Genomic DNA, 16,793 nt, shown 5'->3' with positions numbered 1-16,793 from the left:
AAAAATGAATTTTTTCAAAAAAATATTTGGCTCAAGTGAAGCCGCTTCTGACGAACAGAACGAAAGCGAATATGCAGGTACATCTGCGCAGAACAGTCATTTATCTTTAGACGAACAATTTATTTTCAATTTTAAAAAAAATGGAGGTAAGTTCTTATATTGTGAAAACACTGATGAAGTTGCTGAACAGTTTGAAAACATACTAGAAGAAAATGATTGGTTTGAAAGCGAAGTTTTGTGTTATGAACCAGCTCTTTTTACCTTATTAGAAGAAAACAAATTATTTTACATCGCTCCTTCTAAACCAAAATTCTTATTGGCAAGCTGCGAGAATCTTATTGCCGATGAAGGATCTATCTTATTTTCATCAAAACAGATCAGACAAAACAAACCAAACGAATTACCTGCAAATATTGTTATTATAGCAACCACAAGCCAGATCCTGCCAATGAAAAGTGACGGACTGAGCGCTATAAAGCGTAAATACGAAAGAGACTATCCTACTAATATCACTACAATAAAATATTTCGAAAAAGCCAAAGAAGAAGACTTTACGCAGTACGGAAGTGTTGCAAAAAATCTTTATTTACTGCTTTTAGAAGATCTTTAAGATGAATGAAACACTGAAGAGAACCATTTCTGGTGCTGTTTATATCGCTCTATTATTAACTTCGATATTGTTTTCTACCGAAAGCTTCATTACTCTTTTTGGTGTATTCTTAATTATCACAGTTTATGAATTTTCTAATCTAGTAAATCTAAATAAAGTATTCTCGATACTTTTTGGAATGTTAATTTATGGCGTAACTATACTTGTCAGCCATTATAACAAGCAGACAACTAAATTTTTAAACGATACTTTCAATTCAAATATAAATTTAGAAACCAATATTAAACAGCTGGATTTAGTTCTTTTAGCAGTTACACTTGTTGTTTCTATAAAATGCATCATATTCTTGTTTTATGATTCAGTTCAGAAAATAAGTACTTCTTCAAAATATTTATATCTACTGGGATATATTACCCTTCCTTTTATTTTTATCGTCAAAATTTCATTTGGTACTAATGATTATAATCCGAAAATTATTCTTGGATTATTTGTTTTGATATGGACTAATGACACTTTTGCTTATTTAGTTGGAAAATCAATAGGAAAACATAAACTGTTTGAGCGTGTTTCTCCTAAAAAAACAATTGAAGGTTTCCTTGGCGGTGTTGTTTTTGCAGGTTTTGCGGGTTTTTTAATCTCCAAACTGTACATTCAGCCAAATCCTGAATTTAGCAGCAAATCGATTTTAATCTGGACAATAATTGCTTTAATTGTAAGCATTTTTGGAACAATCGGAGACTTAATTGAATCCAAATTTAAAAGAATTGCAGGTGTAAAAGACAGCGGCTCGATAATGCCGGGACACGGAGGTATTTTAGATCGATTAGATAGTGTTATATTTGTAGCACCAATTATATTTTTATTTTATCAAATTTTATATTATGTTTCATAAAGAAGGAGGCCCGTCCATTTTATTAGGAGTAGTTTTTACTGTTGTTGTGGTTTTATTAGCTGATAAATTTATTGATATCACTTGGCTGAGAACACTTGTTCAAATTGCAGCATTAGTAGTTTTGATCATTATTTTACAATTCTTTAGAAATCCTAAAAGAATTGCAGTTAGAAACACCGATCACATCCTTGCTCCTGTTGATGGAAAAGTTGTGGTTATCGAGGAAGTTTATGAAGGAGAATATTTTAAAGATAAACGTTTACAGGTTTCTATTTTTATGTCGCCTATCAATGTTCACGTAACGCGTTACGCGATGGATGGTATCATTAAATTTAGTAAATACCACCCTGGAAAATTCCTTGTTGCATGGCATCCAAAAGCAAGTGAAGAAAACGAAAGAACAACAGTAGTAATTGAAAACGACAGTTTTGGCGCTATTTTATACAGACAAATTGCTGGAGCGTTGGCTCGTAGAATTGTAAATTACGCTAAAGAAGGAATACAGGTTGTTCAAGGAACAGATGCTGGTTTCATTAAATTTGGATCGAGAGTAGATTTATTTTTACCTTTAGGTACACCTATCAATGTTGAGTTAAATCAAAAAGCGATTGGTGGAAAAACAATTATTGCTACGAAAGCATAAATGGCTGAAAAAGATTTAGATATTCGCTTTGCGGAAGCTGTAGAAATTGCATTGACAATGACTCAGGCTTCACTGCCGCAAGATGTGCAGTTAAGACTTTATGCTTTTTACAAACAAGCTACTTTTGGAACAGCAATCTACAATCAATCTGAAAATTTTGATTTGAGAAATGCTTTTAAAACTAACGCTTGGATGCAGATCAGCCATATGTCAATAGATGAAGCCAAGGAAAATTACATCGAGATCATTAATTCATTAACATTAAAATAAATAACATTATGAAGAAAAACGTTGTTCTTTATAGCATTTTAGCTTCATTTTTACTATTGTTTTCTTGTAAAGAAGATAAGCTGACAGAAGTTGTAGAAGTTCCTCTTCCCACTAAAGAAGAGAAAATAACTATTGGTTCGCCAAACGATGTTAAAGCAGATCCCGGCTCTTTTGAAATGACAAAACTGCCTTTTAATTATGACGCTCTTGCTCCCGCCATTCGAACTTTGACTTTAGAAACTCATTATTCTAAACATTATTTATCTTACACCAATAACTTCAACAAGGAAATTGTTTCAACTGAGTTTGAAAATATGCCGATTGAGGATATTTTGAAAAAGATGGATTTAAATAATGCTAAACTTCGTCAAAACGCTGGAGGATATTACAATCATACGCTTTATTTTAATGTTCTAACACCTAAAGAGCAGACTCCAAAAGATACTCTTGCAGGTTCTATTAATAAAGAATTTGGTTCTTTTAACAATTTAACGAATCAATTTAAAGCACAGTCTGAAAAGCAGTTTGGTTCTGGATGGGTTTGGTTAGTAGTTGACCGATATGGGAAACTTCAAATTACAACAACTCAAGATCAAGATAATCCTTTAATGAAAAATGCATTAATTCCGGGAACGCCAATTTTAGGAATTGATCTTTGGGAACATGCTTATTATCTAGATTATCAAAACCGAAAAGGAAGTTATATTGATGCTTTTTACGAACATATTAATTGGGAAAAAGTAAATGAATATTACGTTGAAGCCCTCAAAAAGGTTAAAAAAGTATAGAAAAAAAGCTGGTACGAATTAAGTATCAGCTTTTTTTTATATCTTTTATATTCATTATACACGAACATTATGAAAGATATTGCCAAGCGTTTTGCAGAAAATCCTATCATTTCGCCATCAGATTTACCTCCAAGCAGGGAAGGATTGGAAATTACTTGTTTACTTAATCCTGGTGTATTTCAATTTCAAAATAAAATCTGGCTGGCAGTAAGGGTTGCCGAAAGACCAACGCAGGTAGAAAACATTATCTCGTTTCCTATACTTACAGAAACAGGTTTAATAGAAATTATAGAAATTCTCAAAGATCATCCCGAACTTATTGCAACAGATGCCCGCGTTATAAACTATCAGGGAATTGATTATTTAACTACTTTGTCACACATTCGGTTACTATGCAGTGATGATGGAAAACAATTTTACCAACCTGAAAACTATCCTTATTTAGTTGGTGAAGGAATTCTGGAAACTTTCGGAATTGAAGACTGCCGTGTTTCTTTAATTGAAGGAAAATATTACTTAACGTTTACTTCGGTATCTTCCAATGGCGTTGGAGTTGGTTTACGCACCACAACAGATTGGAAGAGCTTTCAAAAACACGGAATGATATTTCCTCCTCACAACAAAGACTGTGCGATTTTTGAAGAAAAAATAAACGGTTTATTCTATGCCTTACACCGTCCGAGCAGTGTAGATATTGGCGGGAATTATATTTGGATTGCTTCTTCTCCCGATGGTCTTCACTGGGGAAATCACAAATGCATTATAAAAACCAGAAAAGGCAATTGGGATAGTAAAAGAGTCGGTGCAGGGGCCGCACCAATAAAAACAGAATTTGGATGGCTGGAAATTTATCATGGAGCCAACGAATTTCACCAATATTGTTTAGGTGCTTTTTTAATGGATTTAGAAGATCCTTCAAAAGTAATTTCGAGAACAGAAACTCCTATAATGTTTCCTAAAACAGATTACGAATTAAGCGGCTTTTTTGGCAATGTCGTTTTTACAAATGGGCATATCGTAGAACCTGATGGTGATACCCTTACAGTTTACTATGGAGCATCTGATGAATTTGTATGCGGCGCTAAATTTTCAATTAAAGAAATTATTTCGCTTCTACAATAATATTAAAAACAATAAACCTGCTTAGATAATATATTCTCTAAGCAGGCTTATTTTAAACTTCTATTTAATTACTTTTTAATTTACTTCATAAATAAACGATTCAGACGGTTTTATTTTAACTCGTGCCGAAGCTTCACCATTTTTGACTGTAAGATATGTTTTGCTTTCGGAATATAATTTATCTACAAGAACATAAGAACCATCTTTTAGATTCCATTTTGAAATAACAGTTGAAGGAATTTTTAAATCGAATTCACTTTCTTTCTCAGAAGAGAAATTAGCAATTACAACCAATTTTTGTTTTTCTGACCAGCGAACATAAGAATACAATAATGGGTCATAATTTGGATTGTTTTGACGGTTAGCAGATTGAATTTCTTCAAAATTGCCCATCAAAGCGCTGCTGTTAATTGTAAAATTTAATAAACGCTTATAAAAATCACGAAGATTTTTTTCAGAATCAGAAAGCTGTCCGCCGTCAAATTTTCCGTCGTTCATCCAACGCTGATGATTCGGAACTCCGATATAATCGAAAATAGACGTTCTGGAAGGTTTTCCAAAACCAGCATCTTCATTTCCTGCCTCTCCTACTTCTTGTCCAAAATAAATCATTGTAGGCGAAGTGCTGATAGTAGCCGAAACAACCATTAATGGCTTTCCTCTTTCTGGAGTTCCTGCAAAATCAGGACTTGCCAAACGCTGCTCATCGTGATTATCTAAGAAATGAAGCATATGATGTTCGATATCCGACATTCTGTTTTGAATCTCTGTCAATTCATCTGGCGAAGATTTTCCTCGACTAACATCTTTCAATTTATCATAAGTCTCTACTTTATCATATAAATAATCCATTTTTCCTAAACGGATGTAATTGCGGTATTCATTCGGATTATAAACTTCTGCCAGCAAAAATGCATTTGGATTTTTCATTTTAATGGAAGAGTTCATATAACTCCAAAATTCATACGGAACCATTTCTGCCATATCATAACGGAAACCATCAACTCCTTTTGCTGTCCAATACAAGGCAATATCTCTGAATTTCTTCCAAGAATCCGGCACATCTTTATCCTGCCAAAAAGCAAAATGCTCTTTAAACGATTTTTGATCAAAACCAGCTGGAAGCTCAGGAAAATCTTTAGTTCCGTCAGGGCGCACGCCGTAATTTACTTTTACTGTTTCATACCAGTCATTTTGATCTGGTTTAATTTTACGAGATCCGTTTCCTGTCCATTTTGCAGGATTTTCGTCAAACTTTCCATCAATAAGCGGATGTTTTTCTCCATTTAATGGAATGTCACCATCTGGAATCTCAAAATGCTGACTTGGGATATAGTAAAAATTATTATCTCTATCATATTCAACATTCACATTGTCATCCGTACCAAAATCTTTTACTCCTTCTGGATTTGATTTTCCTTCGTACTTACGAGCAATATGATTAGGAACAATATCTATAATTACTTTTAAACCTGCATTGTGCGTTCGTTTAACTAAGGCTTCAAATTCCTCTAAACGTTTTGCTGGGTTTTCGGCCAGATCTGGATTTACATTATAATAATCCTTAACGGCGTATGGAGATCCCGCACGCCCCTTAACTACTTCTGGATCATCATTTGAGATTCCGTAAGCTGTATAATCACGCACCAGCGCATGATGCGGAACACCGGTATACCAAATATAAGTAACTCCTAAATCTTTGATCTCATGGAGCGCATTATCTGTAAAGTCATTAAACTTACCAACACCATTTTCTTCAATCGTTCCCCAAGGTTTATTCGTTTTATTTTTATTCCCAAATAGGCGTGTAAAAACTTGATAGACTACAACCTTTTTTTCTGTTGCAGTCGCTTCTTTTGCTGTACTCATTCTTAATTCTTGTGTTTTACAAGCCGAAAATAGTACAGTTAACGTAATTCCTGCTGTAATTAATCTTTTACTTATCATATAATATTGTGCTAATCTAAATATAGTTTTTAAATTTTAAAGCTCCTTAATAGAACGCATTAAAAACTATTTCCTAAATGTAACTCATTTTTTAAAATTCAGAACAAGCTCTTTTTGAATTGCAGCATTTTAAAGGTGAAATAGCACAACTACAACGTGAGAGTTCTATGTTTTGTTGAAAAAATAAATGTAGTGGAATTTGTCATTTTTAGTGTTGATGACTTATTATAAATTAATCCTAATAACAGTCATAGGTTGTAACCTTTTTTATAAATTTGACAAAAATTTAATCAGTTGAAGAAATCACTCTTTTACATATTTATTTGTCTGTCTTTCTTAAGCATTCAGTTCATTTCCGCGCAAGCAAAAAAGAAACCTGCACAGGCTCCCAAACAGATTATTATCGAAAACTCAGATAATGCAGATGTTAATCAGGATCTAGTACCTGATGGTTTATTATTGTCTGGTAATGTTAGAATTAACCATGATGGTGTTGTACTTACGTGTAATAAAGCATATTTCTTTCAAAAAGAGAATTATTTAAAAGCTTTTGGAAATGTACAATTAGTACAGGGCGATACATTATTCTTAAACAGTAAATATGCAGAATACAGCGGTAACGAAAAAAAAGCTTTTGCAACAGGAAATGCTGTTTTAACTTCTCCAGATGCCACATTGCAGACTGATACCATTAATTTTGACAGAAATATTCAGGAAGTTTTTTATAATACTAAAGGAACAATTGTAAACAAAGACAATACTTTGGTCAGCAAATCTGGAAGATATTATGTGGAACAAAAGAAATTTCAGTTTTTAACCGAAGTTACTATTACGAATCCAAAATATGTAATCAAATCCAATCATTTGGATTATTACAGTAATTCTGGCCATACTTATCTCTTTGGTCCTTCAACAATTACGAGTAAAGCCAATTATATTTATACTGAAAAAGGATTTTACGATACAAAGAAAAACCTAGCTCATTTTCTGAGGAAATCGTATATCAAATATGATGATCGGCGTATAGAAGGCGATAGTTTATTTTATAACAGAAACACAGAATTTGCATCGGCAACGCGAAATGTAAAAATCACAGATTCTATTAACAAAGGAATTGTAAAAGGACATTATGCCGAACTTTTTAAACTAAAAGATTCCATGTTTGTTACGAAAAGAGCCGTTGCAATCAATTTGGTTGAAAATGATTCGGTTTACATTCACGGAAAAAAATTATTAGTTACAGGAAAAGAAGGCGAAAGAATTTTACGCGCTTTTAACAATGTTCGTTTCTTCAAAGTAGACATGAGCGGAAAATGCGACTCTATACATTCTGATTCTAAAAGTGCTTTGACCAAGTTAATTGGAAAGCCGATTTTATGGAATGGCGAGAGCCAGATTACAGGAGACGTAATGCACTTGATAGGTGATAATAAAACCCGTAAAATTGATTCGCTAAAAGTGCTGAATAATACTTTTCTCATCTCTAAGGACACACTCGGAACGGGCTATAACCAAGTAAAAGGGCTCAACTTATTTGGAAAATTCAAAGATGGAAAACTGCACGATGTCGATGTCGTCAAGAATACCGAAGTCGTTTATTTTATGCGGAACGACGCCAATGAGCTTATCGGTATTAATAAAAATGTAAGCAGTAAAATCAATTTGATTTTAGAGAATAATGCTGTTGAAACTATTACTTTTTTCAATAAAGTTGACGGCGATATTTTCCCTGAAGATGAACTTCCTGAAAACGCCCGAAAACTCCGAGGTATGGTTTGGCGAGGCGACGAAAGAATAAAATCTAAAGATGATATTTTTACCGCAGAAGAAAATGAACTTAATGAAAAACTGATTAAACAAGGTAAAGACGAAGAAGAAAAGGGCAAAAATGTCCCAATGAAAGTCAGAAAAGAAACTTTGAATTACGATAAAAAGAAGCCAGCTGCTAAAGAAACTGCTAAAAACGACAATAAATAGTTTCATAAACATGAAAATTTTACCAACAAGTAATTATAATTTCAAAATACTTGGAGAACCAACAGAATCTCTAGAACGGCTAAAAAGAAGAACTCAAATTTCTGAGAATTTAATTTCAAAGATGACTGATAAGTCTTTTATAGGAACAATTAATAACAATAAATTCCGAATCATTTCATCTGAAATTGGAAAAGGCTCTTTCTGCGTACTAAATGGAGAAATTACTAATAAACATGGAATAGTAAACGTAGAAATCAACAAACCGTTTCAGATTTTACTATGCATTCTTCTATGTTTACCGGCTGTTGGTCTTATTGCTCAATTTTTAACGCAAGAGGCAAATTTATTTTTATTGTTTACTGCGGTTGCAATAATGCAAGTCTTAATGATTAGGTTTATATTTATTGAATTAGCTTTTAGAAGGTTATCTAAAACAAGTTTAAATCGTTTGAGTGATGTACTAGATATTGAATCTCTTCAAAAAAAAAATAAATAATTATAAATTTCATTAGTTTAAATTTAAAGATCATATCTAATTAACTTTAAAACTTCAGAACCTCAGTACCTTTGCAACTTTGAACCTTAAAAAAGTTTTCAATCGCAGTCGCAGTTTACAGTCTTTTGCGAATTATCAATTCACAAAAGTTAACCTAAGCGTAAAGTTAGAAAACCTTAGAACCTCAGTACCTTTGCTACTTTGAACCTTAGAAAACCTTTGCAACTTTGAACCTTAAAGAAATGAATCCAGATTTTATAAAATACCAGGCACAAACTTCTCCTTACCCACTAGGAATGGAAGTTTCACACGCCATTGGATCTTACATATACGACACCAACGATAAAAAATATTTAGATTTTGTTGCCGGAGTTTCGGCTTGTACTTTAGGACATCAGCATCCGAGAGTTAATCAGGCTATAAAAGACCAATTGGATAAATATTCACATGTAATGGTTTACGGAGAATATTCGCAAAGTCCAGCAGTTCAATATTGTAAATTGATGGCTTCACTCCTGCCAGAATCACTAAACAAAACTTATTTAGTTAATTCGGGTACAGAGGCTATCGAAGGTGCTTTAAAACTGGCAAAAAGAACCACAGGACGCAGTCAGCTTATTTCTTGTCATAACGCTTATCATGGAAACACAATGGGTTCAATGAGTGTTATGGGATTTGAAGAACGCAAACAAGCCTTTAGACCTTTACTTCCAGATGTAGATTTTATTACTTTTAATAACGAAGAAGATTTACAAAAAATAACAACCCGCACTGCAGCAATTCTTCTGGAAACCATTCAAGGAGGCGCAGGATTTATTCAGCCTGAAAATAATTTTCTGCAAAAAGTTCGAAACCGCTGTGATGAAGTTGGAGCTTTGATGATTGTAGATGAAATTCAGCCAGGTTTTGGGAGAACGGGTAAACTATTTGGTTTTCAGAACTATGACGTTGTTCCTGATATTGTTGTCATGGGTAAAGGAATGGGCGGCGGCATGCCGGTTGGTGCTTTTACTGCTTCTGCAGAAAGAATGGATCTTCTTACCGAAAATCCAAAATTAGGACACATAACCACTTTTGGAGGCCACCCTGTCATTGCGTCAGCTTGTTTGGCTACTTTGCAGGAATTAACTGAAACAAATTTAATGGCAGAAACACTGGAGAAGGAAAAACTCTTCAGATCGCTTTTGGTACATCCTTTGATAAAAGAAGTTAGAGGAAAAGGATTAATGCTGGCTGCAATGACCGAATCCGCAGAAATTACCAACGAAGTCATTTTAAGCTGTCAAGACAAAGGACTTATTTTATTCTGGCTTTTGTTTGAAGGATGTGCGATAAGAATCACTCCTCCATTAACTATTTCAGAAGAAGAAATTAGAGAAGGCTGCGCAATTATTTTAGAGGTTATGGATGATATCATGCAAAAGAATAACAAATAAAATTGCCTGGTATATTTTAAATCACTGAAGAACAATGAGTTAGCTTTAAAGAGCTAAAATTTCTTAAAAATCTTCCAGCATTAATAAAAAAATAATAAACCCGAAGTTAATCCCTTAAGATTAAAGGAGATTTCTTCCCAAAATAGAATAAAAAACGCTATATATTGTTAATTAAATTGTTCAAAACAATTAATTCTCTTTCCTTACAACAATTATATGGTTGCCTAAATTTATAACAGGCTAATTTCAAAAATACGAAGTATGCAATTAAGCAACGAAGAAGAAGATTATAACCTATCCCTATCCAAATTTGAGTCGATGTTAAAAACTAACAAAGTACTCTTTTTTGATTCTGAAGAATTTGAAGAAATCATTCTTCATTACTTAGATATAGGCAAGGCTAATTTAGCAAAAAAGGCCTTGAAACTTGCATTAGACCAACATCCAAAATCTACAGGCTTAAAATTAGTACAAGTAGAAATGCTGGTTTATGATGATAAACTCGACATTGCTGAAAAGCTTTTGAACGAGTTGTATGCGATTGAACCTAACAACGAGGAAATTTATATCCAAAAAGCCAATATTTGTTCTAAAAGAGATCAGCACGAAAAAGCGGTTGAACTGTTAAAAATCGCGCTGCAATACACAGATGATTATGCTGATGTGTATAACTTGATTGGAATGGAATATCTTTTTATGGATAATCTTGAATTGGCAAAAGAGAATTTTATCAAATGTCTTGAAGAAGACTTAGAAGATCAATCTGCTCTTTATAACGTGGTATATTGTTTTGAATTTTTAGATCAAAATCAAGAAGCTATTGCTTATTTAAACGAATACATCAACAGAAATCCTTACAGCGAAATTGCGTGGCACCAGCTTGGACGCCTTCATTACGGTGTAAAAGAGTACGAAAATGCCATTCGTGCATTTGATTATGCAACGCTTATTGACGATGAGTTTTTGGGCGCTTTCATGGAAAAAGCAAAAGCTTATGAGCGTCTAAAAAAATACAATGATGCCATTGAGAGTTATAATAGGACCATTGAACTGGACGATGCGACATCTTATGCTCTGCTTCGAATTGGTAAATGTTATGAAAAACTTGGAAATTTAGCGAAAGCGATTCAATACTATAACCAGACGGTTCACGAAGATCCGTTATTGGATAAAGGATGGATTGCGATTACCGATTTTCATCTTCGCCAGAAAAACTATCAAAAAGCATTGTTTTTTGTCAATAAAGCTTTGGCAATCGACAATCAAAATCGTTTGTACTGGAAAAGATATGCGACTATCAATAAACACATGAATTTCTTTGAAGAAGCTGAATTTGGTTTTAGAAAAGCGGTTGAGTTTGGAGATTACGCGTTAGATACTTGGTTATATTGGGTTGATATTCTTCAGTTTTTAGGAGAATTTGAAAGCGCTATTCAGACTTTATTACAAGCTTCAGAATATTTCCCTGAAGAAAATGAAATTGAATATCGTTTGGCTGGTTTGTATTTTATGATTCAGGATAATACAAAAGCTAAATTTCATTTAAGCAATGGTTTACGTCTAAATTTTGACAACTATATCTTAATTGAAGACTTGTTTCCAGTGGTATGGGCAAAGAAAACAGTAAAAAATTATATAGAAAAACATCGTAAATAATAATGGTTGATATTTTATTGAGAAGACGTTTTGGATTATTGGGCCGTAACATAAGCTACTCTTTTTCAAAAGGTTATTTTACAGAAAAATTTAATAATGAAGTTTTTGCCGGCAACAGCTATGAAAATTTTGACATTTCTGAGATTAATTACTTCACTGAATTGATTAAAAACAATCCAGATTTAAAGGGTTTAAATGTCACTATTCCATACAAAGAACAAGTTATTCCTTTCTTAGATAAACTATCAAAAAAAGCATCTTTAATTGGTGCTGTAAACACTATAAAGTTTACCAAAAATGGCAAACTAAAAGGCTATAACACTGACTATTATGGATTTAAAAAATCACTAAAACCACTGTTAGAGCCACATCATAAAAAAGCTCTGATTTTAGGAACTGGTGGCGCTGCGAAAGGTGTTGCTTTTGCTTTGGACGAACTTGATATTCCATATACTTTTGTTTCTAGAGAAGCCAAAGAGAATATTATTGATTATGATTTGATCAATGCAACAACATTTGACAATTTTCAAATTATAATCAATTGTACTCCAGTTGGTACAAGTCCAAATATTGAAGCTTGTCCAAATCTGCCTTATGAATTCTTTACAGAAAAACACATTGCATACGATTTGATTTACAATCCTGCAGAGACGACTTTTTTGAAAAAAGCAAAAGAACAAGGAGCCGTTATAAAAAATGGTCTCGACATGCTTATTTTTCAAGCAGAAAAAGCCTGGAAAATCTGGAACAAATAAAACAAAGATTAAAAATAAAATGTTAATGTATTTTTTGTATTTTTAAACCACTTATTAACAGGTGGTTATGAATAAAATACAATTACTTAGCATTTTATTTTTTTTATTTAACAATCTCCTTTCCGCTCAAGAAAAAGATACTTTGCAAAATCCTTTTTCTGAGCCTCGTTATCATTATTTTCTCAAAACAATTATTCTATTTGATGAATATTTAAATACTGATAATGGATCTTATAATACCACACAACTGCGTGTTTTACTGCCAATAGGAAATAAAGCTTGGAATCTGCGCTTCGATCTGCCACTAATTTCTGCAAACACGAATTCAATTAACAAAACAGCAATTGGAGATATTGGCATGGGCTTGAGTTACATTCCATATTTAAAAAATAATAACGGTATAGCCTTGCGCACAAGAGTTTACGCCAATACCGCAGCAGATCCTAATTTTGGGACGGGAAAGTGGGTGGTCATGCCAGCTGTTGTTTACGGAAAATATTTCAATCTTAGAAAGTTTCTCTGGCTTTCGACTTTAGAATATCAAGGTAGTTTTGCTGGACATGATGAGCGAGATAATATTAGTGTCACACTTTTTGAAAATGTATTACTTTACTTTTTTGGAAAAAACTGGGTTGCTGCCGATGCTGCATTTAGATACAATGCTATTTTAGATGGATTTCAAAATAATGCTTTTATTGAATTTGGCAGAAAGATTACTCCAACAAATTTAGTCTACGTACATCCTAGTGCAGGATTTGGCGTTAACCGAACTTATAATTTTGGTTTAGAAGTGGGAATACTAATTCTTTTCTAAGCAATATAATTCATTAAATCCTTTATAATTTTACGGATATACGATAAAAATCTAAAAAGAATATATAATTTAAATTTATAGATACTTTAAAAATTCGATAAAAAAAGATTCAACATTATAGCGGATAAGTACAAAGAATAAGAATTTCATCGTAAAATACAGCATAAACAAGCGATTTATTTTGTATTTAGAAACACCTTTACTATCTTTCGCACTGTTAAAAACAAAAACCTTACACATTTTAAAGATGTTAGAAGAAAAGAATGACAACCTGCAGGAAGCAGACGGAAAATTAGGAATCGAAATTAACGATTCTATACCAAATGATGCGGCTGAAATATCTAATTCAGAAACTTTAGTTGAAGATTCCACTTCAGAAACTGAAAATTCACTAGATAGTAATGACAATGAGCATCAAGAAGCGCTGGATGTTATAACTAATTCAAATGCAGCTGAAAGTGAAGACGAAACATTAAAAGAGCGTCACGATATTCCTATGCAGGATTACAACACATTTTCTTTGGATGCTCTCGTAGATGAACTTAAAAAATTGGTTAATATAGATAAGGTAATGTCTGTAAAAGATCACATTGAGGAAATTAAAAAAGCTTTTCTATTACAATACCACCATCTTCTAGAGGAAAAAAGAGAAGAATTCAATGCTTCTAATCCAGATCCTAACGAAGAATTCGAATATCATCTCCCTCTTAAATTAAAATTTGATGAATATTACAATGTTTTTAGAGAGAAAAGAAATGCTCATTTTAAACATTTACAGACTAATTTAAAAAGTAATTTAGAGAATCGTCTGGCAATTGTTGAAGAATTAAAAGAGTTAATCAATCCGCAGGAAAACATTAAAGATACTCTTAAACATTTTAATGAATTAAGAGAAAGATGGAAAAATGCCGGTGCAATTCCAAAAGACAAGTACAATCACGTTTGGAATAACTACCATTTCCATGTGGAGAATTTCTACGATTACCTTCACTTAGATCGTGAAGCTAGAGATCTAGATTTCAAACACAACTTAGAATTAAAACAAAAAATAATCGCTCGAGTTGAAGAATTAGTAGAAGATTCTGATGTAAATAAATCATTCCGCGAATTGCAAGATTTGCACCGAATCTGGAAAGAAGAAATCGGACCAGTTTCTAAAGAACATCGTGATGCTATTTGGAATAAATTCAGCGAATTAACTAAGAAAATACACGACAAGAGAGAAGTATTGTTTGAGAGCCAAAGAGCTAACGAACAACAAAATCTTGAAGCGAAAAAAGAGATTATCGCAAAAATTGAAGTTCTTGGAACAGAAAAGGTAAATTCTCACTCGCAATGGCTGGTACAGATTCAAAAAGTAGAGGATTTACGAAATGAGTTTTTTGCAGCTGGTAAAGTTCCATCAGAGGTAAATGAAGAAACTTGGGCAGCATTTAAGACAGCCGTTAGAAATTTCAATGCTTTTAAAAATTCTTTTTATAAGGATATTAAAAAAGACCAAAACGACAATCTAAACAAAAAATTAGCGCTTGTTGCTAAGGCCAAAGAACTACAAGAAAGCACCGATTTTCAAGCTACAACTCCTGTAATGAAACAGATTCAGGAAGAATGGAAACAAATTGGTCATGTGCCTAAAAAATATTCCGATAAAATCTGGAAAGAATTTAAAGATGCCTGCAACCATTATTTTGATAAGTTAAAAGAGCATAAGTCTGAAGAAAACGGCGAAGAAGTTGCAGCTTTTGACAACAAAAAAGCATACTTAGAAACCCTAAGAGCTTTCCAGCTGACAGGAGATCACAAAACAGATTTAGATGCTATAAAAGCTCATATTGAGACTTGGAAAGGCTTCGGAAAAGTTCCCTTTTCAAGACGCCATATAGAAGGAAAATTCAATAAAATTTTAGATGCCCTTTTTGAAAAATTAAGTTTGAGTAAAAAAGAAACTGAAATGATGCGTTTTTCTAATAGAATTGATTCTTTATCTGACAGCAACGACACTCGTAAGTTAGACAATGAAAAGATTTTCTTAATGCGTAAAATTGAGGAAGTACAAAATGAAATTTTCCAATTAGAAAATAACATTCAGTTTTTTGCAAATACTAAAAATGCGAAAAAAGAAAATTCAATAGTTCTCGAGGTTCGTAAAAACATTGCGATTCATAAAGAAAGCCTTGAAGTTTGGAAAGAAAAACTGAAACAATTAAGGAACTTAGGTCAGGAATAAACTTTAGTTTTTTATTAATTATACAAGGAGTAATGATATTTTTCATTGCTCCTTTTTTATTGGAGCGAATTTTACCGCAAAGTTCGCTAAGGTTTTGTATTTGGTGGTTTGCTGGAGCGAATTTACCGCAAAGTTCGCTAAGATTTGTATCTTCTAGGTTTTGTAAAACACAAAGATCGCAGAGCTTTATCCTAATATTATGATATAGATTCTTTGTCAAAGTTTAAAACTTTGACAAAGATTACACGACCGACAATTAAACTTAAGAACATAAAGCGATACGCTAATTTTTGTCATCCCGAGGAACGAGGGATCTCCACAAGTGACTCGACAATCTAAAAAACAATTAGCGCTGGATTCTTATAGATCGCTCGTTCCTCGGCATGAAAACATTGTCTATAATCACTATTAAGGACAAAGCTTTGCGATCTTTGTGTTTTATAAAAACTTTACTAAATAAAAATCTTAGCGAACTTTGCGGTAAAATTTTTTAACATCTTCAACAGCAACGGGCTTCGACTTCGCTCAGCCTGACAGACGCAACTAAACTTGAAACCTGAAACCTCAAACATGAAACATGAAGCATGAAACATGAAACCCTTTTTCCAAGCCTCACCTTTACATAACAAATTCATAAAACTATTCTGAAAAATATTGTTTATATTTGATAGATACATCATTAATTGATGGTCAAACAAATAAAAAACATTATTTAATAATCTTAATAACTACTGAAATGAAATTTACAAGAAAAGCACACGCCAACTGGAAAGGAACTGGTATGGAAGGAACTGGGAAAATCAGCACACAAAGTACCACATTAGATAATGCACAACTATCATTTAAAACAAGATTTGCAGATGGAGTTGGAACAAACCCTGAAGAATTAATTGCTGCAGCTCATTCTGGCTGTTTTACGATGCAATTAAGTTTCTTATTAAACGAAGCTGGTTTTACAGCAGATGATTTAACTACAGAAGCTACAGTTACTTTTGAAGATGGTTCTATAACTTTGATTCATTTAGATTTAAAAGGAAAAGTGCCTTCAATCTCTGCAGAAGAATTTGAATCTACAGCTGCTAAAGCAAAAGAAATCTGTCCGATTTCAAAATTACTGAATACAACTATTACATTGTCGGCTGAATTAATCAGTTAGGCAA

The 16,793-nt window shown here is 32.9% G+C and carries 15 protein-coding genes; 14 read left to right on the top strand and 1 reads right to left on the bottom strand.

The genetic code is table 11. The annotated features are described in order from the left end of the window. Positions 1–4 precede the first annotated feature (4 nt). From HYN86_RS12140 to HYN86_RS12115, 6 genes are all read left to right on the top strand, one after another. Positions 5–610: a lactate utilization protein B/C gene (locus HYN86_RS12140; protein WP_113678267.1), complete on the top strand. Its 606-nt coding sequence runs from the start codon at positions 5–7 to the stop codon at positions 608–610. Between the two features lies 1 nt (position 611). Continuing rightward, positions 612–1,502, top strand: a complete 891-nt coding sequence (locus HYN86_RS12135; RefSeq protein ID WP_113678266.1) for a phosphatidate cytidylyltransferase — start codon at positions 612–614, stop codon at positions 1,500–1,502. Next, entirely contained in the window at positions 1,492–2,145 is a 654-nt protein-coding gene (locus HYN86_RS12130; protein ID WP_113678265.1) for a phosphatidylserine decarboxylase family protein, read from the top strand. Before HYN86_RS12135 ends, HYN86_RS12130 begins: the two co-directional genes overlap by 11 nt. After that, positions 2,146–2,415, top strand: a complete 270-nt coding sequence (locus tag HYN86_RS12125; protein WP_113678264.1) for an acyl-CoA-binding protein — start codon at positions 2,146–2,148, stop codon at positions 2,413–2,415. Between the two features lie 8 nt (positions 2,416–2,423). After that, the gene (locus HYN86_RS12120; RefSeq protein WP_113678263.1) at positions 2,424–3,203 is read left to right on the top strand and encodes a superoxide dismutase; all 780 of its coding nucleotides are present in this window, start codon (positions 2,424–2,426) and stop codon (positions 3,201–3,203) included. Positions 3,204–3,272: 69 nt separating this feature from the next. Then, a complete protein-coding gene (locus HYN86_RS12115; RefSeq protein ID WP_113678262.1) occupies positions 3,273–4,325 on the top strand; it encodes a glycoside hydrolase family 130 protein in 1,053 nt (350 codons plus the stop codon). Between the two features lie 75 nt (positions 4,326–4,400). On the opposite strand, the gene HYN86_RS12110 is transcribed toward HYN86_RS12115, so the two are convergent. Next, positions 4,401–6,272, bottom strand: coding sequence for an alpha-amylase family protein (locus HYN86_RS12110; protein WP_113678261.1), 1,872 nt, complete (start codon positions 6,270–6,272; stop codon positions 4,401–4,403). A gap of 294 nt (positions 6,273–6,566) precedes the next feature. Between HYN86_RS12110 and HYN86_RS12105 the strand changes: the two genes are divergently transcribed. The 8 genes from HYN86_RS12105 (at position 6,567) to HYN86_RS12065 (ending at position 16,789) form a co-directional block, all read left to right on the top strand. Next, positions 6,567–8,249, top strand: coding sequence for an OstA-like protein (locus HYN86_RS12105; RefSeq protein WP_230406357.1), 1,683 nt, complete (start codon positions 6,567–6,569; stop codon positions 8,247–8,249). Between the two features lie 10 nt (positions 8,250–8,259). After that, entirely contained in the window at positions 8,260–8,745 is a 486-nt protein-coding gene (locus HYN86_RS12100) for a hypothetical protein (protein ID WP_113678260.1), read from the top strand. Between the two features lie 242 nt (positions 8,746–8,987). Continuing rightward, positions 8,988–10,181 (top strand): aspartate aminotransferase family protein, encoded by a 1,194-nt coding sequence (locus tag HYN86_RS12095; RefSeq protein ID WP_113678259.1) that lies wholly within the window; start codon positions 8,988–8,990, stop codon positions 10,179–10,181. A 261-nt stretch (positions 10,182–10,442) separates the two neighbouring features. Next, the gene (locus tag HYN86_RS12090) at positions 10,443–11,837 is read left to right on the top strand and encodes a tetratricopeptide repeat protein (protein ID WP_113678258.1); all 1,395 of its coding nucleotides are present in this window, start codon (positions 10,443–10,445) and stop codon (positions 11,835–11,837) included. A 2-nt stretch (positions 11,838–11,839) separates the two neighbouring features. Continuing rightward, a complete protein-coding gene (locus HYN86_RS12085) occupies positions 11,840–12,592 on the top strand; it encodes a shikimate dehydrogenase family protein (protein ID WP_113678257.1) in 753 nt (250 codons plus the stop codon). Positions 12,593–12,659: 67 nt separating this feature from the next. Next, positions 12,660–13,406, top strand: coding sequence for a lipid A phosphoethanolamine transferase (locus HYN86_RS12080; RefSeq protein WP_113678256.1), 747 nt, complete (start codon positions 12,660–12,662; stop codon positions 13,404–13,406). Positions 13,407–13,653: 247 nt separating this feature from the next. Further along, positions 13,654–15,633 (top strand): DUF349 domain-containing protein, encoded by a 1,980-nt coding sequence (locus tag HYN86_RS12075; RefSeq protein WP_113678255.1) that lies wholly within the window; start codon positions 13,654–13,656, stop codon positions 15,631–15,633. Positions 15,634–16,369: 736 nt separating this feature from the next. Then, positions 16,370–16,789, top strand: coding sequence for an OsmC family protein (locus HYN86_RS12065; RefSeq protein WP_113679928.1), 420 nt, complete (start codon positions 16,370–16,372; stop codon positions 16,787–16,789). The last annotated feature ends 4 nt before the right edge of the window (positions 16,790–16,793 follow it).

The sequence above is a fragment of the Flavobacterium fluviale genome (assembly GCF_003312915.1).
Lineage (GTDB): Bacteria > Bacteroidota > Bacteroidia > Flavobacteriales > Flavobacteriaceae > Flavobacterium > Flavobacterium fluviale.
This window is presented reverse-complemented; position numbering and strand designations above follow the sequence as displayed.